Raw genomic sequence first — 21,391 nt, 5'->3', positions numbered from 1 at the left:
CATGAGCCGCCTTGATTCCATGCTGCGCCGACTGACCGCCCAACGCGACGGGCTGAACTGGGCTGCCAACCAGATTGCGGACACCGCCGGCGATGTGCTGGACCTCGGGCTCGGCAATGGGCGCACCTACGACCATCTGCGCGAAACGCTGCCGGACCGGCGGGTCTGGGTGATCGATCGGGTGCTGCAATGCCATCCTTCCTGCGTGCCGCCGGAACAGGATTTCCTGCAAGGTGAGGCAAAGCCGATGCTGGCGCAGCTGGCGGCCGGTGGTCACCGGATTGCCCTAGCCCACTACGATTTCGGCGTTGGTGACAAGGAAAAGGACGTGGCCGAGGCCGCAGCCCTGTCGCCGCATGTCGCCGCCGTGATGGCCCCCGGCGGCATCATCGTCTCCGGCCAGCCGCTGGTCGGGCTGGAGGAGCTGGACGGCCCCGCGGGCATCCCGCCGGGCCGCTACATGTTCTACCGCGCGTCCTGACTGCCCGCTGACGGCGCGCGCCCGCGCCGTCAGGCCACCCGCTGTCCGCGTGACCAGACGCCACGCAGCACCGGCGCGCCGCCGACCAGCCGGAAACGGATCAGGTCGGCCCGCTTGCTGATCTCCAGCCGCCCGCGGTCTGCCAGCGCCACCGCATCGGCAGGCGCATGGGTCACGGTGCCGAGGCCGCGGGCCATATCGCCCCACAGCTCGCCCAGCCGCACTGCCGACACCAAGAGCGCAGCCGGCACGTAGTCGGATGAGATGATGTCCAGAAGCTCCAGCTCTGCCAGCTCATGCGCTGCGACATTGCCGGAGTGCGAGCCGCCGCGGATCAGGTTTGGCGCGCCCATCATCACCTTGATGCCGTGGGCATGGCAGGCCCGCGCCGCTTCCACCGTGGTGGGAAACTCCGCCAGCTGGATGCCGTGACCCGCCGAAACCGCGACCTGCTCCGCCGTGGTGTCGTCATGGCTGGCCAGCACCGCCCCGAAGCGCCGCGCAGCCTTTACCGCCTCGGCCTCGTGCAGATCGCCGTAGGTGTCGCGCAACGATTTCAGGTGCGCCACATGGGCCTGAAAGCCCGCGTCATCGAACCCGTGCTTGCCCTTCACATAGGCCTCAAGCTTGGAGATGTCGCGAAACTGCCGCTGGCCCGGCGTGTGGTCCATCAGCGAGACCAGCCCGACCCGGTCCGCCTCGCCGAACTCGTTCAGCTCTTCCACCAGCGAGTCGGAACAGACCTCGGCCCGCAGATGCAGGAAATGCGAGATTTTCAGCGCGTTCTGGCCGCGCAGCTCCAGCAGTTCGCTGGCCAGCTGCCGGGCGTAGGCGCCATAGCGGCTTTCCTTGCGCTTGATCGAGCCGACGCGCATGGCGTCAAACACGGTGGTGATGCCGGTGCCCGCCAGTTCCGCATCATGGGCGATGATGGCGCTGGCATGGGGCCAGTCGACGCTGGGGCGCGGCTGGATGTGGCGTTCCAGATTGTCCGTGTGCAGCTCGACCAGACCGGGGCAGATGCAGTCGCCGCCGCAATCGACCGCGCCTGCAGGCACGGCAGTCCCATCGGAGATATCGGCAATGGCGCCATCCACGACTTTCACGCTGCCGGTGCGGGTTTCGCCGGGCAGTACCAGGGTGGCATTGGCAAGAATCAACTCTTCTGTCATCTGAACTTCACATCTTTCGAGCTATGGAAGGCCACGTTTAGGAGGCCAATGTGACATTCACGCGATACGCGATCTATTATGCTCCGCCCGCGACGGCGGATTGGAGCCGGTTTGCCGCCAGCTGGCTGGGCTGGGACATGGAAACGGGGGCAGAGCTGCCCCATCCCGACATCGCCGGACTGGATGTTGCCGAAATCACCGCGGTGCCGCGCAAGTACGGGCTGCATGCGACGATGAAACCGCCGCTGCGGCTGGCCAAGGGGCAGACCCAGGCCGCGCTGGAGGACGCCTGCGCCGCGCTGGCCGCGCGCCAGCAGCCCGTCACGCTGGACGGTCTGCAGCTTGCGCGGCTGGGCCGGTTCCTGGCGCTGCGCCCGGTGGGGGATGAGACGGCGCTGAATGCGCTGGCCTCGGCCTGCGTGCGAGACCTTGATCCGTTCCGCGCCCCTGCCCCCGAGGCTGAGCTGGCCCGCCGCCGCGCGGCGGGGCTGAGCGCCGAGCAGGACGAGAACCTGACCCGCTGGGGCTACCCTTACGTGTTGGGCCAGTTCCGCTTTCACATCACCCTGACCGGCAAGCTGCCGAAGCCCCAGCTGCCCGTGGTCGAGGACGCGCTGGCCAGCCACCTGCTGCCGCTGCTGCCCGAACCGTTCGAAATCCGCGATCTGGCGCTGATGGGCGAGGCTGAGGACGGGCGGTTTCACCTGATCCATCGCTACGCCCTCAGCGGCTGAAGCGCGCTCAGCGCCACCTGCACCGCAGCGCTGAGCGCGCCGCTGTTGTCGATCTCATGCACCCGCGCCAGCCCCTGCGGCAGCGGGTTGCCGGAGCGGGCCAATCGGCGTTCGACCTCCTGCGCATCCTCGCGCCCACGGGCAAGCAGACGTTGTGCCAGCACCTCGGGCCGGGCGGTAACCGAGAGCACGATCAGATCGCCGAACACCTCCTGTGCTTCGAGCAGCACAGCCCGTGACAGGTTGACCAACACCCCGCCTGCGCCCTCACGCAGCGTTTCAATGTCGCGCGGAATACCGTAGTGCAGCCCATGCGCCTGCCAGTGCAGCGCAAAGACGCCATTCTCTGCCAGGGCGGAGAACTCTGGCTCGCTCACCGGCTGGTAGTCCTCGCCGCCTGCCTCCGGCGCGCGGGTGATGACCCGCCGCATGATCCGCAGCCCCGGCCCCGACACCGCAAGCGCCGACATCAGACTGTCCTTGCCCACGCCCGAGGGACCAACCACGGCGATCACCGGGCCTTTTACCGCGGGGCCGGTCATGCCGCACTCCGCGGGGTGAAGGCCGAGACATCGATGAAGCGGTCACAAACCTGTTCGCGGGCGGCCTCGTCATGGAAGATGCCGACAATCGCCGCGCCGCGCGCCTTGGCTCCTGTGATCAGCTCCAGCACCGTGGCGCGGTTCTGCGCGTCCAGGCTGGCTGTGGGTTCATCCAGCAGCAGCGCCGGGTAGTCATGGGCAAAGCCGCGGGCGATATTGACCCGCTGCTGTTCACCGCCCGAGAAGGTAGTCGGGCTGAGCCCCCAGAGCCGCTCGGGAATGTTCAGCTGCGCCAGCAAGGACGCGGCCTTGTCACGGGCCGCATCAACTGGTGTACCCACCGCCAGCAGCGGCTCCGCCACCACGTCCAGCGTCGCCACCCGCGGCACCACCCGCAGGAACTGGCTGACGTAGCCCATCGTGTGGCGGCGTAGCTCAAGGATCTCGCGCGGCTCTGCCGTCGCCACGTCGGTGCCACCAACCATGACGCTGCCGGAGGCTGCCAGGTAGTTGCCGTAGATCACCCGCATCAGGGTGGATTTCCCTGCCCCCGACGCGCCGATCAGGCCGACGCATTCGCCGGGTTTGACGCTCAGGCTGGCGCCCTCCATCACCGGGATCACCGCGCTGCCCTGATTGTGCAGTGTGAAGCTTTTGCTGACGTTGTTCAGTTCAATCATCTCGTCACCCTCAGACTTGCAGCACGCTGGAGACCAGCAGCTGGGTATAGCCGTGCTGGGGGTCATCCAGCACCTGATCGGTCAGCCCGCTTTCAACCACATGGCCGTCTTTCATCACCATCAGCCGGTCCGCCAGCAGCCGCACCACCGCCAGATCATGGGTGACGATGATGGCGCTCAGACCCATCTCGCGCACCAGCCCGCGCAAGAGATCCAGCAGCCGTGCCTGCACCGAGACATCCAGCCCGCCGGTTGGTTCATCCATGAACACCAGCCGCGGGCCGGTCACCAGGTTGCGGGCGATTTGCAGCCGCTGCTGCATGCCGCCGGAGAAGGCCGAGGGACGGTCATCGATGCGGCTGTCGGCAATCTCGACCCGGCCCAACCAGTCGGCGGCGCGTTCGCGGATCGACCCGTAATGCCGGTCGCCCACCGCCATCAGCCGTTCACCGATGTTGCCGCCGGCCGAAACCGACATCCGCAGCCCGTCGCGGGCATGCTGATGCACAAAGGCCCAATCGGTGCGGCTGAGCATGCGCCGCTGCGGTTCCGACATGGTGACGGCATCCACCGGCCCGTCCGCGCGGGTGTCAAAGATCACCTCGCCGCGGTCCGGCGTCAGATGCCCTGCCAGGCTGTTCAGCAGCGTCGACTTGCCCGAGCCGCTTTCGCCGACGATGCCCATCACCTCGCCGGGGTAGAGATCAAAGCTGACGTCGGTGCAGCCGATCCGTGCGCCATACATCTTGGCGACGTTTTTCACTTGCAGCAAAGGTGTCATCACGCTGCCTCCTCTCCCAGACGGCCGCTGTGGCCCGCCTCGCGCCGCGAGCGGCAATAATCGGTGTCCGAGCAGACAAACATCCGGTTGCCCGCGTCGTCCAGGATCACCTCGTCCAGATAGCTGTCCTCTGCCCCGCACAGGTCGCAGGGGTGGTCGGCCTTGCTGGCCTCAAACGGGTAGTCCTCGAAATCGAGCGACACGACTTTGGTGTAGGGCGGCACCGCATAGATGCGCTGCTCGCGGCCTGCGCCGAATAGCTGGATCGCGGCCATTTCCATCTTGGGGTTGTCGAACTTCGGGATCGGCGAGGGATCCATCACGTAGCGCCCCTCGACCTTGACCGGGTAGGCATAGGCGGTGGCGATGGCGCCGTGCTGGCTGATGTCCTCATAGAGTTTCACGTGCATCAGCCCGTATTCCTGCAAGGCGTGCATCTTGCGGGTTTCGGTTTCGCGCGGCTCAAGGAAGCGCAGGGGCTCGGGGATCGGCACCTGGTAGACCAGGATCTGATCTTCGCTCAGCTCGGCCTCGGGGATGCGGTGACGGGTCTGGATGACGCTGGCCTTGGCGGTTTCTTCGGTTGTGGCCACGCCTGCCGTGCGTTCAAAGAACTTGCGGATCGACACCGCGTTGGTGGTGTCATCTGCGCCCTGGTCGATCACCTTCAGCGTGTCGTCCGGCGTCAGCGTTGCGGCCGAGACCTGCACGCCGCCGGTGCCCCAGCCATAGGGCATCGGCATCTCGCGGCTGGCAAAGGGCACCTGATAGCCCGGCACCGCCAAGCCTTTGAGGATCGCCCGACGGATCATCCGCTTGGTCTGTTCGTCCAGGTATGCAAAGTTGTAGTCGCTCATTCCGCAGCCTCCTGTGCTGCAAGGTTTTCCGCCAGTTCCGCGGCCTCGCGGCGCAGTTTGCGGACCAGCTCCAGCTCGGACTGGAAATCGACGTAATGCGGCAGCTTGATGTGCTCGAGGAAGCCGGTGGCCTGGATGTTGTCGGCGTGGCTCAGGACAAATTCCTCGTCCTGTGCGGCCGCCCCGACATTGTCCTCGCCCAGCTCTTCCCAGCGCAGGGCGCGATCAACCAGCGCCATGGCGATGGATTTACGCTCTGACTGGCCGAACACCAGACCATAGCCGCGGGTGAATTGCGGCGGCACGGTCTTGGAGCCCTTGAACTGGTTCACCGTCTCGCATTCGGTCAGCTCGATCTCGCCGATCTCGATGGCAAAGCCCAGTTCGGGGATCTCCATTTCGACCGGCACTGTGCCGATGCGCAGCTCGCCGACAAAGGCGTGGTTGCGCGCATAGCCGCGCTGGGTCGAATAGGCCATGCCAAGGATGAAACCCTCATCGCCGCGCGTCAGCGATTGCAGCCGCACCGCGCGGCCAGCCGGAAAGGCCATCGGCTCGCGGGTCAGATCGCCCGGCTCCGCGTCAGAGGCGGGCTCGCGCTCGATGATGTCCTCGCCCTGCAGGAACTCGGTGATATGCGGCGTCGGCTCGCGGCGCGGCTCTGCCTCGGGCGCGGCAGGCACCTCCCCGTCGGCAGCCAGTTTGAAGTCCAGCAGCCGGTGGGTGTAGTCAAATGTCGGCCCCAGCACCTGTCCGCCCGGCGCGTCCTTGAAGGTGGCCGAGATGCGGCGGTCACAGGCCATCGCTCCGGTGTCCACCGGCTGCGTGTAGCCAAAGCGCGGCAGCGTGGTGCGATAGGCGCGGATCAGGAAGATCGCCTCGATCAGATCGCCGCGCGACTGCTTGATCGCCAGCGCGGCGAGATCGGGATCATAGAGCGAACCCTCGGCCATCACCCGGTTGACCGCGAGGGCCAATTGTTCGCGGATCTGGGCAAGACTCAGCTCGGCCACCGAGGTATCGCCGCGGCGTTCCTCAGCCAGCCAGGCATGGGCGTTGTCGATCGCCTGCTCGCCGCCTTTTACTGCAACATACATGGACTATTCCCCAGCGGTGACTTTGGTCGAGCGCGGCAGCGCCGCCAGCTGCGAACCCGATGTGAAAAAGAAATCGACGCCCAGCGGATAGAGCATCGCGTTGTGCTGAAATGCCTCCAGGTCCGGCAGCGTCAGGTCGGCGCTGTCCTTGATCCCCGGCCCCTGCAGCCGTGCGTTGGGGGCATCCAGTTCTGGCATCTCGACGATCAGCGTCGCCGACCGGTCCGGATATTCCGCGGTTCCTATGCGGAAGCGGTCCAGCGGCATCAGCGCCGCCCAGCTGCCCAAGGCGAAGTCCGCCTGCTCAGCCGCGACAACCGGCGCGCCGGTATGAAAGGTCAGCCAGCCGCGCAGGTCGTCGCTGTCCACATCCGGCGCCAGATAGACGCCGGTTTCCGGGTCGCAAAGGGTCAGCAGCAGCGCGCCAGCCGCAGGCGAGATGCCGTCGGGCGGCACAGCACCGCTGATCTGCTGGATCGTGCCGGGGCGCGCCATGACGTTCATCGCGGCGCGGAACCCATGCGCCGAGTCCACCGGCGGGTTGGCAAAACCACCGCCATAGACCGTGTTTCGGGCCTGTGCCTGCATCAGTCCTCTCCCCGTACCATCGTGAAAAATTCGACCTTGGTGGCCGCCGCTTTGGCGGCGCGGGCTTCCTTCCTGGCCGTCTGTTCGGCGGCCAGCGGCGCCAGCACCGCGGCGCGCAGATCCTCTGCCGCCGAGGTCTGCATCAGCGCGTCGATCTTGGCGGCGATCTCGGCCTTGGCCTTGCTGCGGCCCTGCACGTAGCCGTGGCCCGCGGTGCCATCCGCCAGCACCAGCGCGCAGCGGGTGACGGTCATCTCGCCGAGGTTGAAGGGCGCGCCGCTGCCGCCCATGCGACCACGCACCATGACGCCGCCCGCCTCGGGCGCGCGCAGCCAGTCAAAGGCGGGATCCGCCCCATAGCCCTGCCACAGCTCTGAAAGCCGGGCCTCGTCTGCACTGGCCAGCAGGCTCATCCAGCCCTTGCGGTCCTGTGCGGAAATTTCTGTGTTCATCTGTCTAAGCCTCTTGGCCGGGTTGTCTACTTCAACTATACAACTAGACAAATGTTAGCCGAGTCGCCCCGGGCGGCGCAATCTGAGTCTTGTGAAAGTTCCGTGACATGGCCCGCACCCCCGTTTGGAAATCCATTGCCATCGCCCTGACCGACGACATCGCGCAGGGGCGCTATGAGACCGGTGCCAAGCTACCGCCCGAAGCACAGCTGTCCGCACGCTTCGGGGTGAACCGGCACACGGTGCGCCGCGCCCTGGCCGAGATGGCCGAGCAGGGCCTGGTGCATGCGCGCCGCGGTGCGGGCGTTTTCGTGGCGGCCAAGCCAGCTGACTATCCGATCGGCAAGCGGGTGCGCTTTCACCAGAACCTGGCGCGCGAGGGGCGCACCCCGGCCAAGCAGGTGTTGATGCTGGAAACCCGTGCGGCCGGTGTCCGCGAGGCCGAGGCACTGGGGCTGGCGCCCGGTGATCCCGTGCATGTCTATGACGGGCTGTCGCTGGCGGACGGCCAGCCTGTGGCGCTGGCGCAGGCAATCTTCCCGGCGGAGCGGTTGCCGGACCTCTGCAACGCCCTGCGCGAAGAAGCCTCGATCACCGCGGCGCTGAAGGCCTGCGGCGTGGCGGATTACACCCGGCTGGAAACCCGCATCACCGCCAAGCTGGCCACCGCCACGCAGGCGCTGCACCTGCGCATCAGCGAGGGCGCGCCAATCCTGCGCACCACCTCGATCAGCGTGGACACCGACGGCACCCCGGTCGAGTTCGGCCGCACCTGGTTTGCCGGAGACCGGGTCACCCTGACCGTCGGTGGCGAGGACTGAGGCCTGCCGCAGCCCCCCTTTGCAACAAAAAAGCCCCCGCCGCTTGGCAGGGGCCGTGTTCCGCTGGTGCGGAGTTTACTGTTTGGCGTTGAAGACAAACAGCGTTTCGCCATTGATCTGGTAGCCGTTGATCAGTTCCTTGGCCTTGTCCGAGACCAGCCAGCCCTCCAGCTGCATCGCCAGATCATGCTTCACATGGGGGTGCTTTTCCGGGTTCACCGGCAGGTAGGCATATTGGTTGAACAGCACCGGATCACCGGCAAACAGCAGATCCAGGCCGCCCTTGTTGCCAAAGTTCAGCCAGCTCGCGCGGTCCGACATGATGTAGGCATCCATGCCAGCGGCGGTATTCAGCGCTGCGCCCATGCCTGCGCCAACCGCGCGGTACCAATCGCCAAAACCCTCCGGCGCCTGACCGGCAGCGGACCACAGGCTCAGCTCTTTCTTGTGGGTGCCGCTGTCGTCGCCACGGCTGACAAATGCCGCCTCGGCCTGTGCGATCTGCTGCAGGGCAGCGGCGGCATCGGCGGCCTGTGCAATACCGGCCGGATCCGCCTTGGGGCCGATAAAGACAAAATCATTGTACATGATCTCGCGCCGGTGGGTGCCGTTGCCACCCGCGAGGAACTTCTCCTCGGCGGTTTTTGAATGCACCAGGATCGCGTCCACATCACCCGCCTCGCCCAGGCGGATCGCCTGGCCGGTGCCAACCACCAAGAGCTGCACATCCAGACCGAGGTCTTTCTTGATTTCCGGCAGCAGGATCTCGGCCAGTCCCGAATTGTGGAAAGAGGTGGTCACCGCCATCTTCATCTCTTCGGCCAGCGCGGTCGAGGCCATCGCCAAGGAGGCAACTGCGCCGATAATCAGCTTTTTCATTCTACAATATCTCCGTTCAGAAATGCGCGCGCTTGCGCGGTTTGCGGGCCGGCAAAGAATTCATCTGCCGGGCCGAATTCGTGGATGCGGCCGCGAAGGACAAAGATCACCTCATCCGCCAGCCGCCGCGCCTGCCCCATGTTGTGGGTCGACATGATCAGCCGCGTGCCGGAGGCGGCGGCGCGGGTCAGGATCTCCTCGATCTCGCGGGTGGCGCGGCCGTCCAGCGCCGCGCAGGGCTCATCCAGAAACAGCACCTGCGGCTCGCGCACCAGGGCACGGGCCAGAGCCAGCTTCTGCCGCTCGCCGCCCGAGAGATTGGTGGCCTGCCGCTCCAGAATGCTGCCCAGCCCCACCCGCTCGGCCCAGTCGGCGGCGCGGGCGCGGGCCTCGCGGCGGCGGACACCTGTCAGACGCAGGGGGTAGGCGATGTTTTCGATCACTGTACGGCGCATCATCACCGGGGTCTGGAACACGAAGGCCTGATGTTTCTGCGCCTCGGCCAGCGGGCAGGCCCAATCAAGGCTGCCGTCGCGCATCCGCACGATACCGTGCAGCATCTTCAACAGCGTGGTCTTGCCCGCGCCGTTGGGACCGATCACGATGGCGCTGCCCTGCCCGCCCAGCGTCAGATCCACCGGCCCGACCAGCAGCTTACCGCGGCGGCGCACGCAGGCGCCCTGAACCACCAGAGGGAACATCTCCATTACCAGCGCCCCTCGCTCTCGGTGCGGCCCAGCCAGTGGATCATCAGGTTTACTGCCACCGCCAGCGCGATCAGCACAAATCCCAGACCCAGCGCCATGGCAAACTCGCCCTTGCCGGTCTCCAGCGCGATCGCCGTGGTCAGCACCCGCGTCGCATGGTCGATATTGCCGCCCACTACCATGATCGCGCCGACCTCGCCGATGGCGCGGCCAAAACCCGCCAGCGCCGCGGTCAGCAAGGCCCGCCGCCCGTCCCACAAGAGCGCCTTGATGCGCTGGAACTGGGTGGCGTTCATCGAGATCAGCAAGTCGTGGTAGTCGCTCCACAGCTCACGCAGGGACTGATGCGCGACCGAGGCCACCAGCGGCACCACGATGATCACCTGCGCGATGATCATCGCGGTCGGCGTGAACAGCAGGCCGAAGACGCCAAACGGCCCGGCCCGCGACAGGAACACGTAGACAATCAACCCCACCACCACCGGCGGCAGCCCCATCAGCGCGTTCAGCACCGCGATGGTGGCGCGACGCAGGCGGAACCGGCGCACCGCCAGAAAGGCCGCCAGCGGCAGTGCGATGGCGCAGGCGATGACCAGCGCCGTCAGCGTCACCCGCAGCGAACGCAGGGTGATCTCGACCAGATCCGCATCCAGCGTCACCAGCAGCCAGAATGCCTGCCCCAGCCCTGCCCACAAATCACCCATCGGCCCGGTCTTTTCCCCGCGGTTTCAATTGCTGCCGGAACTATCACGGCTCAGGTCTGTTCCAACCACAGGACGGGACATTCGGACAGTCAAAAACGGCAAACACGCCGCTCTGCCGCCACTTTGCCGCGCCCCAAGGAGCCCACGCTGCCGCCAATCGGCGCCCAACGTGCCAAATCACCGCATTTGGTGCCTATTTCGCACCACTGCGCTTGCGTGCGGCATGCGAACATGAAACAAACCGCGCCCAAAGTGCCCCCCCCGGACGCAATCTTGAGGATATGCCATGTTCGACCTGCAATCCATGCGGGATCAGCTCGCCAACCACTACGATCTGGCCCCCAATCCGGCACTGGCCGAGAAGATGGCCGATGTCTACGCGCGGATGGACCGGGTGGTGAACCCGATCGAATGGGCCACCCATGCGCCCTATGTCGCCGCCATCCTGGAGCTGAAGAAACAGCGCAACGCGGTGGTGCTGGCGCATAACTACATGACGCCCGAGATCTACCACGGCATTTCCGACGTGGTCGGCGACAGCCTGCAGCTGGCGATCGAGGCAACCCGGGTCGAAGCCGACGTGATCGTGCAGTGCGGCGTGCATTTCATGGCCGAGACCTCCAAGATCCTGAGCCCGGAAAAGACCGTCCTCATCCCCGATATGGAGGCCGGCTGCTCGCTGGCCGAAAGCATCACCGCCGAGGGCGTCGCCGAGATGCGCCGCCGCTATCCCGGCGCGCCGGTGGTGACTTACGTGAACACCACCGCCGAGGTGAAGGCGGCGTCGGACATCTGCTGCACCTCCTCGAATGCCGCGCAGATCGTCGCCGCGATGGAGGAAGACACCATCATCATGACGCCGGACCAGTATCTGGCGCAGAACATCGCCAAGCTGGTGCCGGAAAAGAACATCGTCTGGTGGGAAGGCTCCTGCATCGTGCATGAGCAGTACACGGCGCAGGATCTGCGCGACTTCCGTGAATGGAACCCCGGCACCCGGCTGATCGCGCATCCCGAGTGCCCGCCCGACGTGGTGGCTGAGGCGGATTTCTCCGGCTCGACCAGTGGCATCGTGAAATACGTGACCGACGAGAAGCCGGAAAAGGCGCTGCTGATCACCGAATGCTCGATGGCATCCAACATTGCCGACCAGCTGCCGGAGGTCGAATTCGTCGGCCCCTGCAACATGTGCCCCTACATGAAGAAGATCACGCTGGAGAAGATCCTGTGGTCGCTGCACACGATGACCGAACCGGTCGAAGTGGACCCCGAGGTGGCCGAGAAAGCCCGCATCGCGGTGCAGAGGATGATCGGCCTCAGCCGCAAACTGGGCATTTGACACGTGCTGGACACCGGCCGCATCGTGATTGTCGGCGCCGGTCTGGGGGCGCTCTACGCAGCGCTTGAACTGGCGCCGCACCCGGTGCTGGTCATCTCCCCCGAACCACTGGGCCGGGGCGCCAGCTCCTCCTGGGCTCAAGGCGGGGTCGCCGCCGCGATGGAACGCCCCGACAGCCCCGAGGCCCACGCCGCCGACACCCAGCGCGCCGGAGCCGGTACGGTTGATAGCCGGGTGGCCGCGATGGTGACACGCGTGGCCCGCGATCACATCCTGGACCTGACAGAACTGGGCACGCCGTTCGACCGCGACGCCGCCGGCAACTACGTGATGAACCGCGAGGCCGCCCATTCCGCCGCCCGCGTGGTACGGGTCAAGGGCGATCAGGCCGGTCACCGGATCATGCAAACGCTGATCACTGCGGTGCGGGCCGCCCGCCACGTACAGGTGCTGGAAAACACCCTGGCCGTGAGGCTGGAAACCAACGAGGATGGCGTCTCCGGCGTCTGGATCAGCCGGGCGGACACGCCCTCCGCAGCGGTGCTGATCCGCACGCCCGCGGTGCTTCTGGCCGGTGGCGGCTCTGGCGGGCTTTATGCCCATACCACCAACCCGCCGCGCATCCGCGGCCAGGTGATCGGGCTTGCCGCCCGTGCCGGTGCGCGGCTCGCGGATCCGGAATTCGTGCAATTTCACCCCACCGCCTTCGACATCGGCGAAGACCCCGCGCCGCTGGCCACCGAGGCGCTGCGCGGCGAAGGCGCGGTGCTGATCAATACCGAGGGCGCGCGCTTCATGCTGCCGGTCCACCCGGATGCGGAACTGGCGCCGCGCGACATCGTCGCCCGTGCCATCTTTGCCGAGACCCAAGCTGGCCGCCGCCCGATGCTCGACACCCGCGCCGCCCTCGGCGCGGAGGTTCTGAGCCGCTTTCCCACCGTGGCGCAGACCTGTGCCCGGGCGGGCATCGATCCGGTCACCGAGCCGATCCCCGTCGCGGTCGCCGCGCATTACCACATGGGCGGGGTCGAGGCCGACATGCAGGGACGCAGCAGCCTGCGCAAGCTCTGGGTCTGCGGCGAGGCCTCCTCGACCGGGCTGCACGGGGCCAACCGGCTTGCCTCCAACGGCCTGCTGGAGGCGCTGGTCTATGCCCGCAACGCCGCGCAGGACATCGCAGCCCAGCTGCAGACAACCGCGGAGTGCGCCGAGATCGCGCCGGAGTTTCCCGTTGGCGGCTGCCCGATGGACGCTAAGGCGCTGACCACTCTGCGTGAAACCATGACCGCCTTTGTCGGCGTCCGGCGCGACGCCGCGGGCCTGCGGCGGGCCCTGGCAATCCTTGCCCGGCTGGAGGCCGAACAGGCGGAGGACGAGAACTTCGTCAACATGTGCGCCACTGCCACCCTGATCGCTGCCGCGGCCCTCGCCCGGCAGGAAAGCCGTGGCGGTCACTACCGCGATGACTACCCCGAAACCGATCCGGCCCAGGCGCAACGCACACGCATAACCCTGGCCGAAGCCCTGGCCATCCGCGCCCGGGTGCAAGAGGATTTCCAATGACACAACAATTTGCCCGCCTGCCCGACCTGATCCTGGAACCGATGGTGCGCGCTGCCCTGATGGAAGATCTGGGCCAGAACGGCGATATCACCACCCGCGCCGTGATCCCGGCCAGTGCGACCTACCAGGCGCGGCTGAACGCGCGCGAGGCGGGTGTGGTTTCGGGCATGCAGATCGCCCGCATCGCCTTTCACCTGGTGGACGCCGGACTGAAGGTAGAGACCTTGCTGGACGATGGCTCCACCTGCGCCAAAGGCGATACACTGATGACCATCGAAGGCTCGGCCGCATCGATCCTGTCAGCCGAACGGGTCGCGCTGAACTTTGCCGGGCGGCTGACCGGCATTGCCACCCTGACCGCTGGTTTCGTGGCACAGACCGCAGGCACGAACACCCGCATCACCTGCACCCGCAAGACCACGCCGGGGCTGCGCATCGCCGAAAAGCAGGCGGTTCTGCACGGTGGCGGCTACAACCATCGCTTCGGCCTGTCCGATGCGATCCTGATCAAGGACAACCACATTGCCGCCGCGGGTGGCATCAAGGCGGTACTGACCGCCGCCAAGGCCTGCGCCAGCCACATGATGAAAGTGGAAATCGAGGTCGACACCCTTGAGCAGCTGGAAGAGGTGATCGCCACCGGCGGCGCCGACGTGGTGCTGCTGGACAACATGGACACCGCAACGCTGACGCAGGCCGTTGCGATGGCACGCGGCCATGTGGTGACCGAAGCCTCGGGCAACATGCAACTGGAACGGATTGCCGAGGTGGCGGCAACCGGCTTGGATTACATCTCCTCGGGGGCACTGACCCATTCGGCGCGCACCCTGGACCTGGGTCTCGATTTCTGAGGGCCGGGCGCCGCCGCCCCTGATCAATCCGCCTGAGGCTGCGGCTGCGTCGGTTCCAGCTTGGCCTTGCGCAGGGCAACGGGCGACAGCATCAGCACCGACGCGCCGTCGATCTGGCGCACCTCGTAGGGTTTGACGCTCTCCTGCAGTCCTGCGCGCAGCGCCTTTGGCAGATGTGCGCACTCCTGCGGCTGGCTTTCGCACATCACCACCGGGCGGCCCGTCAGGTGCTCGAGCCGGAAGACCACCGACTGGTCCTTTTGCAGGTCCGATTTGCGCGCCGCTTCCAGTGACAGATAGGTGCCGGTCACGAATATCGGCCCGCTGCCCGCCCCCAGCTCGTCCGCCATCGCGCGGCTGAGTCGCTGCCACTCGGACGCGAAATAATGCGTCATCCCCGCAAAGATCACCGACATCGCCGTAAGAGAGAACAACAGGTTGCGGCTGAGCCGGGCACGGCCTGCATCCTGCAAAGCGATCGCGAACAGGCCAAGAAACACCGCGCCATACAGCCACACGAACCCGCCAGAGCGCAGGGGCATGTCGATACCCGTGCGGATGACCTGCAGGCAGACCAGCCCCAGCCCCAACCCGACACCGCTGAGCATATAGAGCCCGCGCCACCTGTCCCGGCGCAGCACCGACCAGACGGCCACCGCCAGCACGCCCGCCAGCAGCAGCGCGAGCCCGGTATTGCCGTAGGTCCCCCTGCGCACCAGCGCCACCAGGTAATCAAGTGCCAGTCTGCCGTTTTCCAGCAGCGAAGCCAGATCGGTGGCCGGGCTGGGATTGCGCCATTCGGCCATCGGCACGCCGAAAACCCCATGGACCGCGTAGTTGAGCGAGTAGATCGTCAGCATGCCCAACGCGAAACTGGCAATGAACAGCGCCAGCAGCCCGGCCAGATCGCGGGCAGATCTGTTCGTCTCTGCCCGCGTCAGGCTCAGCGCCAGGATCAGAAACGGATAGGTGGTATAGGCCATCAGTGACACCGGCACGAACAGCAGCATCAGCCAGCGGCAGCTGCGCTCGCTCAGCCGGGTGGACAGCCAAGCATAAAGCGCAACGATCGCCAGCCCCAGCAGCAGCGTGTTGAACCACAGGGAAATCAGCACCCAAGGCAGCGCCAGCCCGGCAATCAGCGCCACCATCACCCGCTGCCACAGCGCCACCTCCCGACCAAAGGCGTTGTGAACCAGGCACCCGAGGTAGATCGCCCACAGCAACTGGTAGGCCAGAAAGTTCAGCCAGGCCGGTGTCACCAGCCCGCGCAGATGCCACAGGTAATTGACCCAGCGCCCTTCGGTCAGTGTCTTGCTGTAAAACAGCGAAGGATCCGCCAGCAGCGCAGGATAGTCGTCATGCCGCAGCATCGGATCCGGCAGCTGGAACACCGCCGCCAGCAGCATCACGGCAAAGACCGCCGCCACGGTCACCGGCAGTTGCGAGGCTGCCTGCGGCCGGGCGGCTGCGCCGGAGACGTCGGCGGTCAGGCTCATCCCTGCGCCTCTTGCTGGCGCTGCGCCTGGCGGGCCAGCACGGCGGCGCGCGCCTGCGCAATCCTGGTCACCATGCCGCGCGGCATCATCGACACGACACCGCGCCGCATGCGCCAGCCGAGGCTGCCCGCCAGCGGCACCGGCCGCCCGGCTGGCACTTCGCTGGCCAGCACCTCCGGCGGCAGCCCCTGACGGCCTGCGTCATTGACATACAGCACGGTGTTGTAACGGTACCAGGGCTCGAGCCCCTCCATATGCTTCAGCTTGGGACGGGCAAAATCAAAGGCGGTATAGCCGCGCTCCGCGAACAGCTCCTGCCAGAAGGACAAAGGCTTTTCGTTGATGTGGAACTCGCCCCCCTGCCCCGGCACCGCGGCCGAGAACAGCACCCGGTCGGCGTGGCGGGTCAGGCTGTCGACCAGCGTGGCCGAGGCTGCCTCGGGCAGGTGCTCGCCCACCTCCAGGCTTTGCGCCAGATCGAATTTCCGCCCCAGGTCGAAAGGCTTGGTCAAATCCGCGGCATGAAAACTGTCGCGCGGGATCGACAGCCGGTCGCGGTCGACATAGTCGCCGTCCACCCCGGCCACATCCGCCACTCCGGCCTTCAGCCATTCGCCCAGCCACACGCCGCGGCCGCTGCCGAGGTCCAGCACGCTTTGCGCCTGCAGGCAGGGCTGCACCACTGAGATCATCGCCTGCGCCGAGCTGCGCGCACCACGGTCGATATAGTCGTAGAAGGCGTTGGAATAGATATGGGACATGGTGTCTTGTTCCTGTTTCAACCGGCCGCGGAATAGACCCACAAGCGAAAGATGAGGTAATTTTGCACGGGCAGGAGCACCGCGACGACCGCTGCCGCAACCCAGGGGGCCCAGCCCAATGCGGGACCAACTGCCCAGGTCACCAGCGTCGAGACAGCGAGGCCCGCTGCGACCGTGCAGGCAAAACGCAGCATCTGGTCGGGCAACCCCAGCGATCGTCGAAAGGTCCAGCTGGTCTGAAGCACGTATTGCGCAATCACCGCGGCAACGAAGGCCAGGATATTGGCTGGCAGTGGCGACATTCCGGCGCTCAGCAGCATTGAATACCCCAGCACGTAGAATGCGGCGACGCAGACGCCGACTGTGGCAAAGCGCAGTATCTGTCCGACATCCACCATGGTCAGGAGGCTTCCCTGCGCAGAGGCTCGCGCAGAGTTTGCGGAACCGTTGGCACGTCGCTGGCCCCGGTTTCCTCGGCCACGAAATACATCGGCCGCTGCTTGCTCTCCATGTACAGGCGGCCAATGTATTCGCCCATGATGCCGAGTGTCAGCAGCTGGATGCCGGAGAAGAAGGAGATCGCCAACAGCATCGAGGCCCAGCCGGGCGCCGTGTTGTGAAGCACCAGCGACAGGAAGACGTAGACCGCCATCAGAAAGGTGACATACAGGCTGAGAAATGCCAGCCGCGTCGCCATTTTCAGCGGCTTGGTGGAAAATCCCGTCAGCGCATCGGTCGCAAAGCGCAGCATGGCGCGAAACGGGTATTTCGTCACCCCGGCCACCCGTGGATCACGGACATATTCCAACCCGATCTGTTTGAACCCTGCCCAGGCGAACATGCCACGAATGAAGCGGGCCCGCTCAGGCATCGCCAGCACCGCATCCAGCGAGCGGCGGCTGACAAGGCGGAAATCGCCGGTGTCCTTGGGGATCTCCACATCCGACAGGGTGTTCAGGAACCGGTAGAACAGATAGGCGGTCGCCTTCTTGAACAGCGTCTCGCCCTGACGTTCGGCGCGGCGGCCATAGACCACGTCATAGCCGCGGTCCATCATCATCATCATGTCCGGCAGGATTTCCGGCGGGTCTTGAAGGTCGGCATCCAGCATGAAGATGCGTTCACCCTTCGCGGCTTCCAACCCCGCCGTGAGCGCCACCTGATGACCACGGTTCGCTGACAGGCGAATGCCACGCACCACCGGGTAGCGCCGATGCGCCGCCTCGATCGCGGCCCAAGTCTCATCGCTGGAGCCGTCATCCGCAAGGATGATTTCGGCCTCGTCGGCCCATGGTTCAATCGCCTGCACCAGCCGGTCGACCAGCATTGGCACCGACTCTTCTTCGTTGTAGCAGGGCACAACAACCGATAGCTGCACTGTGTCGCCCTCAATTCTGTTCGTTAACCGCTCGTTAACCCAGATATTTGCCGGTCCGGCGCAGCAAGGGCAACGGCAGTTCACCAAGACCCAAATTTGCAGCCAAATGGTTAAGGCCCTGTGTGCTTTCAGTAACGCACTATGTCAAAACCGTGGCGAATGCGGAGAACTTGCCGAAAACCTGCCGGAAATTCACCGTCTCGGCGGCGGCATTCGCACCCCGCACCGGCCTTGTCACAGCAGTCCTCGGGGAATCGTTTCCTGCCACTCCCGTGTGACGACCTCGCGCGGCTCCGGCCCTTCATGGGCGCGCACCTTGCGCCACAGGTAGAAATTTTCCTGATCGCAATGCATCCGGTTTTCAGTTTCGATCGAGACCTGCCAGTCTTGCCCACGGGAGAATTCAAACGTCCAGTTGCTGGCAAAGACGGCCGAGGCCGGATCGTCCGGATGGATCTCGTAATGCATGGCGACATGGCTGCCGACACGCAGCCCGCTGGCCGCATCCTCGGCCATGCCGTAATCGTCAAAAGTATCCAGAACCAGCGTGCCATCGGCGCGCGATACGGTTTCCGAGCGGCCGCCCGGCGCCCGCAGCTCGTGGGCGTCATAGGTCGGGTACGCCCGCGGCGGACCGGGGTTCTGCGGCGCGATCTCCGCGGTGACCTCGCGCTGTGGCAGCACCAGCGTGCAGCGCTCCAGATGCAGCGTCACCTCGGCGGCCTGCGGCGCGGGCCAGACCACTGGCCAATACGAGGTCGACAGCGCCAGCCGCAGCACATGGCCCGCCCGCAGCTGATGCGCGCATTCATTCAGTTCGATCTCCGCCTCATAGAGCTCTCCCGGAACCAGCGGTTCCGGCGTCTCGAAGCTGTCGCGGCAGCACAAGTTCAGCGGGCGGTAGGTAATCCGCTGCGACACCCCGTCCGGGGCCACATCGCAGAGCCGCGCCACCAGCTGCGCCACCGGCCTGTCGACGGTGAAAGCCACCTTCAACCGCGGCCGCCCCAGCAATTGCAACGGTTCCTGCAACGGCGTGCTGTCAAAGCAGACGGACAGCGCATCATCCCCGGCCTGGTCCCCGGCAAGTTCATTGTCAAACCGCATACCCGGGCAGAAATAGCCCGAGGCCTGTCCCAGCGTCGCCGGGTTGCGCACCGCAACCGTACCACTGGCAGGCTGATCCGAAAGCCCCCCCTGCCCCAGATGCAGGCGGCGGTCCCGCACGTTGGGGGAAGGCCAGGCCGCCTCCGCGATCCAGTGGCCGCGGCGCGGCTTGTTCTGCATGGAGGGGTTGAAGTGTTCCTGCATGAAAGTGCGGTAGTCCGGCAGCGCCTCGGCGCTGTTGTCCTGCCCTTTCAGCCATTTGTCGAACCAGCGCAGCACCTCGCCGTGGAAATCCGCCGGGTCGAGCTTGGCGATATGGGCATAGCGGTGCTCCCACGGGCCGATCAGCGCCTTGGCGGGCACCTTCAGATTGGCCGCCAGCGCCGGTGGCGCGTTCACATAGGCATCCGCCCAGCCAGTGATCGCCAGCACCGGCGCCTCAATCGCGGACCAATCCTCGCAGACCGAGCCATGTTTCCAGAAATCGCCCCGCGTCTGCTGGCGCAGCCATTCGGCTGCCATGAAGGGCATCCCCTCGATCCGCCGGATCCAGTCCGCACGCCAATCAGGCCGCTGCTCGGGATCCGCCGGGCGGGACTGATAGGCGAACATCTGGCTGCCCCAATTGGCATTGTCGCTCAGCAAACAGCCACCCATGTAGTGAATGTCATCGGCATAGCGGTCCACGGTCGAAGCGACCGAGACCACCGCCTTCAGCGCCGGAGGGCGGCGCGCGGCAAGCTGCAACCCGTTGAAGCCGCCCCAGCTGATGCCGATCATGCCGACATTGCCGTCGCACCACGCCTGCGCCGCGATCCAGGTCAATACTGCCTCGCCGTCGGACAGTTCCTGTTCGGAGTACTCGTCGTCGAACACTCCCTCGCTGTCGCCGGTGCCCGCGATGTCCACCCGGATGCAGGCATAGCCTTCGGCGGCAAAAACCGGATGGGTGGTGGCGTCGCGCGGCGCGGTGCCGTCACCCTTGCGGTAAGGCAGGTATTCCAGGATCGCCGGAAACGGCCCCGCGCCTGCGGGCATCCAGATCCGCGCTGCCAGCCGTCGACCATCCGGCAACGGGATCCAGTGGTTGTCGATCACCTCAAAGGCACCTGCCATGTTGACCTCGCATCTTGCATTGCGCCACAGCCGGACGTTGCGCGCGGCGGACGCGGATCAGCGTGGCAGTTTCGGAGCGGTCTTGTCCAGCGCCAGTTCGGCATCGGAGAATTTCCACGGCCCCCGCACCCCCGGCACCCCCTCCGGCGCGATCTTCATGCCGCGGTGACGGATCTGCGGATCGTCGAAAGCCTGCCCGATGGTGTTGATCGGCCCTGCAGGAACCGTGGCCGCTTCCAGTGCCTGCAGCAGTTCAGCCTGGGTCCAACCGGACAGAGCCTGCTCCAGCCGCGTCGTCAACGCCTCGCGATTGTCAACGCGCAGCTGATTGGTCTGGAACCGGGGATCCTCGGCGACATCCGCCAGCTCCAGAACCTGGCACAGCCGCTGGAACTGGCCGTCGTTGCCCACCGCGAGGATCACATGACCATCCTGCACCGCCATCACCTGGTATGGCGCGATGTTGGGATGGTCATTGCCCAACCGTCTGGGGCTTTCACCGGTCGCCAGGTAGTTCATCGCCTGGTTGGCCAGCAGCGCGGTGGCGCAATCCATCAACGACATGTCCAGATGCTGGCCGCGTCCGGTGCGATGACGCTGCTCCACCGCGGCGAGGATGCCGATGCTGCCGTATAGCCCGGTCACGATATCGGTGATCGCCACCCCAACCTTCTGCGGCTGGCCGTCCGGTTCGCCGGTGATCGACATCAGCCCGGACATGCCCTGCAGCAGGAAATCATAGCCCGCCCGCGGCGCATAAGGTCCGTCCTGTCCGAAACCGGTGACCGAGCAGTAGATCAGCCGCGGATTGATCTTGCTGAGGCTGGCATAGTCCAAACCGTATTTGGCGAGGCCACCGACCTTGAAATTCTCGATCAGGATGTCGGCATCGCGGACCAGGTCAATCACCGTCTGGCGGCCTTCCTCGGTGCGGAAATCAGCGGTCACACAGGATTTGCCGCGGTTGGCAGAGTAGTAATAGGCCGCGCTGCGGTCGCCTTCGCGCTCGATGAAGGGCGGGCCCCATTTGCGGGTATCATCGCCATCCGGGCTTTCGACCTTGATGACCTCGGCCCCCAGATCCGCCAGCGACTGGCCGATCCACGGGCCTGCCAGGATGCGGGCGAGTTCGACCACTTTCAGACCTTCAAGCGGAGTCATGGGCATTCCTTCCTGTTGTCCCGGCAGCGCGTGCCCTAGCTGAATAGACGGTCTGACATGCTCTGGCAAGATTTGATCAAATTAATGACACCCAACGCAACAAAGCGCTCCTCCATCGCTC

23 protein-coding genes are annotated in these 21,391 nt (G+C 65.8%); 6 read left to right on the top strand and 17 right to left on the bottom strand.

From position 1 onward, the window contains the following. The first annotated feature begins 1 nt into the window (after nucleotide 1). Nucleotides 2-481, top strand: coding sequence for a class I SAM-dependent methyltransferase (locus tag AB9K35_RS13230; protein WP_369926726.1), 480 nt, complete (start codon nucleotides 2-4; stop codon nucleotides 479-481). A 29-nt stretch (nucleotides 482-510) separates the two neighbouring features. Here the strand turns inward: AB9K35_RS13230 and AB9K35_RS13225 are convergent, their stop codons facing one another. Further along, nucleotides 511-1,653: an alpha-D-ribose 1-methylphosphonate 5-triphosphate diphosphatase gene (locus AB9K35_RS13225; protein WP_369926724.1), complete on the bottom strand. Its 1,143-nt coding sequence runs from the start codon at nucleotides 1,651-1,653 to the stop codon at nucleotides 511-513. Nucleotides 1,654-1,703: 50 nt separating this feature from the next. On the opposite strand from AB9K35_RS13225, the gene AB9K35_RS13220 reads away from it, so the two are divergent. After that, nucleotides 1,704-2,387, top strand: a complete 684-nt coding sequence (locus AB9K35_RS13220) for a DUF1045 domain-containing protein (protein WP_369926722.1) — start codon at nucleotides 1,704-1,706, stop codon at nucleotides 2,385-2,387. Here AB9K35_RS13220 and phnN read toward each other — a convergent pair. The 7 genes from phnN to phnG are packed head-to-tail and all read right to left on the bottom strand — an operon-like array spanning nucleotide 2,369 to nucleotide 7,384. Then, complete coding sequence (phnN, locus tag AB9K35_RS13215) at nucleotides 2,369-2,929, bottom strand: phosphonate metabolism protein/1,5-bisphosphokinase (PRPP-forming) PhnN (RefSeq protein ID WP_369926720.1); 561 nt, start codon at nucleotides 2,927-2,929, stop codon at nucleotides 2,369-2,371. The two genes, AB9K35_RS13220 and phnN, sit on opposite strands and share 19 nt — an antisense overlap. Continuing rightward, entirely contained in the window at nucleotides 2,926-3,609 is a 684-nt protein-coding gene (gene phnL / locus AB9K35_RS13210) for a phosphonate C-P lyase system protein PhnL (RefSeq protein ID WP_369926718.1), read from the bottom strand. Before phnL ends, phnN begins: the two co-directional genes overlap by 4 nt. A 10-nt stretch (nucleotides 3,610-3,619) precedes the next feature. After that, nucleotides 3,620-4,390: a phosphonate C-P lyase system protein PhnK gene (phnK, locus tag AB9K35_RS13205; protein ID WP_369926716.1), complete on the bottom strand. Its 771-nt coding sequence runs from the start codon at nucleotides 4,388-4,390 to the stop codon at nucleotides 3,620-3,622. Beyond that, nucleotides 4,390-5,247 (bottom strand): alpha-D-ribose 1-methylphosphonate 5-phosphate C-P-lyase PhnJ, encoded by an 858-nt coding sequence (locus AB9K35_RS13200; RefSeq protein WP_369926714.1) that lies wholly within the window; start codon nucleotides 5,245-5,247, stop codon nucleotides 4,390-4,392. Before AB9K35_RS13200 ends, phnK begins: the two co-directional genes overlap by 1 nt. Then, a complete protein-coding gene (locus tag AB9K35_RS13195; RefSeq protein ID WP_222454905.1) occupies nucleotides 5,244-6,344 on the bottom strand; it encodes a carbon-phosphorus lyase complex subunit PhnI in 1,101 nt (366 codons plus the stop codon). The genes AB9K35_RS13200 and AB9K35_RS13195 overlap by 4 nt, the downstream gene beginning before the upstream one ends. 3 nt (nucleotides 6,345-6,347) lie before the next feature. Further along, the gene (phnH, locus tag AB9K35_RS13190) at nucleotides 6,348-6,932 is read right to left on the bottom strand and encodes a phosphonate C-P lyase system protein PhnH (protein ID WP_369926712.1); all 585 of its coding nucleotides are present in this window, start codon (nucleotides 6,930-6,932) and stop codon (nucleotides 6,348-6,350) included. After that, complete coding sequence (gene phnG, locus AB9K35_RS13185; protein WP_369926710.1) at nucleotides 6,932-7,384, bottom strand: phosphonate C-P lyase system protein PhnG; 453 nt, start codon at nucleotides 7,382-7,384, stop codon at nucleotides 6,932-6,934. The genes phnH and phnG overlap by 1 nt, the downstream gene beginning before the upstream one ends. Before the next feature lie 107 nt (nucleotides 7,385-7,491). Between phnG and phnF the strand changes: the two genes are divergently transcribed. Further along, complete coding sequence (gene phnF, locus AB9K35_RS13180; RefSeq protein WP_369926708.1) at nucleotides 7,492-8,205, top strand: phosphonate metabolism transcriptional regulator PhnF; 714 nt, start codon at nucleotides 7,492-7,494, stop codon at nucleotides 8,203-8,205. Nucleotides 8,206-8,280: 75 nt separating this feature from the next. Here the strand turns inward: phnF and AB9K35_RS13175 are convergent, their stop codons facing one another. Genes AB9K35_RS13175 through AB9K35_RS13165 form a run of 3 tightly spaced genes read right to left on the bottom strand, consistent with a single transcriptional unit; the run spans nucleotide 8,281 to nucleotide 10,495 of the window. Next, nucleotides 8,281-9,084, bottom strand: a complete 804-nt coding sequence (locus tag AB9K35_RS13175; RefSeq protein WP_369926706.1) for a substrate-binding domain-containing protein — start codon at nucleotides 9,082-9,084, stop codon at nucleotides 8,281-8,283. Beyond that, nucleotides 9,081-9,791 carry an ATP-binding cassette domain-containing protein gene (locus tag AB9K35_RS13170; RefSeq protein WP_222454900.1) on the bottom strand — a complete coding sequence of 237 codons (711 nt, stop codon included), beginning with the start codon at nucleotides 9,789-9,791 and terminating at the stop codon, nucleotides 9,081-9,083. The genes AB9K35_RS13175 and AB9K35_RS13170 overlap by 4 nt, the downstream gene beginning before the upstream one ends. Next, nucleotides 9,791-10,495: an ABC transporter permease gene (locus AB9K35_RS13165; RefSeq protein WP_369926704.1), complete on the bottom strand. Its 705-nt coding sequence runs from the start codon at nucleotides 10,493-10,495 to the stop codon at nucleotides 9,791-9,793. Before AB9K35_RS13165 ends, AB9K35_RS13170 begins: the two co-directional genes overlap by 1 nt. Before the next feature lie 286 nt (nucleotides 10,496-10,781). Here AB9K35_RS13165 and nadA point away from each other — a divergent pair, with 286 nt between their 5' ends. Genes nadA through nadC form a run of 3 tightly spaced genes read left to right on the top strand, consistent with a single transcriptional unit; the run spans nucleotide 10,782 to nucleotide 14,248 of the window. Further along, nucleotides 10,782-11,834, top strand: a complete 1,053-nt coding sequence (gene nadA, locus AB9K35_RS13160; protein ID WP_369926702.1) for a quinolinate synthase NadA — start codon at nucleotides 10,782-10,784, stop codon at nucleotides 11,832-11,834. Between the two features lie 3 nt (nucleotides 11,835-11,837). Continuing rightward, the gene (locus AB9K35_RS13155; RefSeq protein ID WP_369926700.1) at nucleotides 11,838-13,397 is read left to right on the top strand and encodes an L-aspartate oxidase; all 1,560 of its coding nucleotides are present in this window, start codon (nucleotides 11,838-11,840) and stop codon (nucleotides 13,395-13,397) included. Next, nucleotides 13,394-14,248 carry a carboxylating nicotinate-nucleotide diphosphorylase gene (gene nadC, locus AB9K35_RS13150; protein ID WP_369926698.1) on the top strand — a complete coding sequence of 285 codons (855 nt, stop codon included), beginning with the start codon at nucleotides 13,394-13,396 and terminating at the stop codon, nucleotides 14,246-14,248. The genes AB9K35_RS13155 and nadC overlap by 4 nt, the downstream gene beginning before the upstream one ends. A 23-nt stretch (nucleotides 14,249-14,271) precedes the next feature. Here the strand turns inward: nadC and AB9K35_RS13145 are convergent, their stop codons facing one another. The 6 genes from AB9K35_RS13145 to AB9K35_RS13120 all read right to left on the bottom strand — a co-directional run bounded on the left by AB9K35_RS13145 (nucleotide 14,272) and on the right by AB9K35_RS13120 (nucleotide 21,270). Beyond that, on the bottom strand, nucleotides 14,272-15,747 hold the full coding sequence (locus tag AB9K35_RS13145; RefSeq protein WP_369926696.1) for a hypothetical protein: 1,476 nt from the start codon (nucleotides 15,745-15,747) through the stop codon (nucleotides 14,272-14,274). Next, nucleotides 15,744-16,508, bottom strand: coding sequence for a class I SAM-dependent methyltransferase (locus AB9K35_RS13140; RefSeq protein ID WP_369926694.1), 765 nt, complete (start codon nucleotides 16,506-16,508; stop codon nucleotides 15,744-15,746). Before AB9K35_RS13140 ends, AB9K35_RS13145 begins: the two co-directional genes overlap by 4 nt. Before the next feature lie 17 nt (nucleotides 16,509-16,525). Next, nucleotides 16,526-16,906 (bottom strand): GtrA family protein, encoded by a 381-nt coding sequence (locus AB9K35_RS13135; protein ID WP_369926692.1) that lies wholly within the window; start codon nucleotides 16,904-16,906, stop codon nucleotides 16,526-16,528. Between the two features lie 2 nt (nucleotides 16,907-16,908). Next, nucleotides 16,909-17,886, bottom strand: a complete 978-nt coding sequence (locus AB9K35_RS13130) for a glycosyltransferase family 2 protein (RefSeq protein WP_369926690.1) — start codon at nucleotides 17,884-17,886, stop codon at nucleotides 16,909-16,911. Between the two features lie 234 nt (nucleotides 17,887-18,120). Beyond that, nucleotides 18,121-20,109 (bottom strand): CocE/NonD family hydrolase, encoded by a 1,989-nt coding sequence (locus tag AB9K35_RS13125; protein ID WP_369926688.1) that lies wholly within the window; start codon nucleotides 20,107-20,109, stop codon nucleotides 18,121-18,123. 57 nt (nucleotides 20,110-20,166) lie between these two features. Continuing rightward, the gene (locus tag AB9K35_RS13120) at nucleotides 20,167-21,270 is read right to left on the bottom strand and encodes a CaiB/BaiF CoA transferase family protein (protein ID WP_369926687.1); all 1,104 of its coding nucleotides are present in this window, start codon (nucleotides 21,268-21,270) and stop codon (nucleotides 20,167-20,169) included. Nucleotides 21,271-21,391: the final 121 nt, after the last annotated feature.

The organism is Leisingera sp. XS_AS12 (genome assembly GCF_041224635.1).
GTDB lineage: Bacteria > Pseudomonadota > Alphaproteobacteria > Rhodobacterales > Rhodobacteraceae > Leisingera.
The sequence above is the reverse complement of the archived record's forward strand: the minus strand, read 5'-3'. Positions and strand labels throughout refer to the sequence as shown.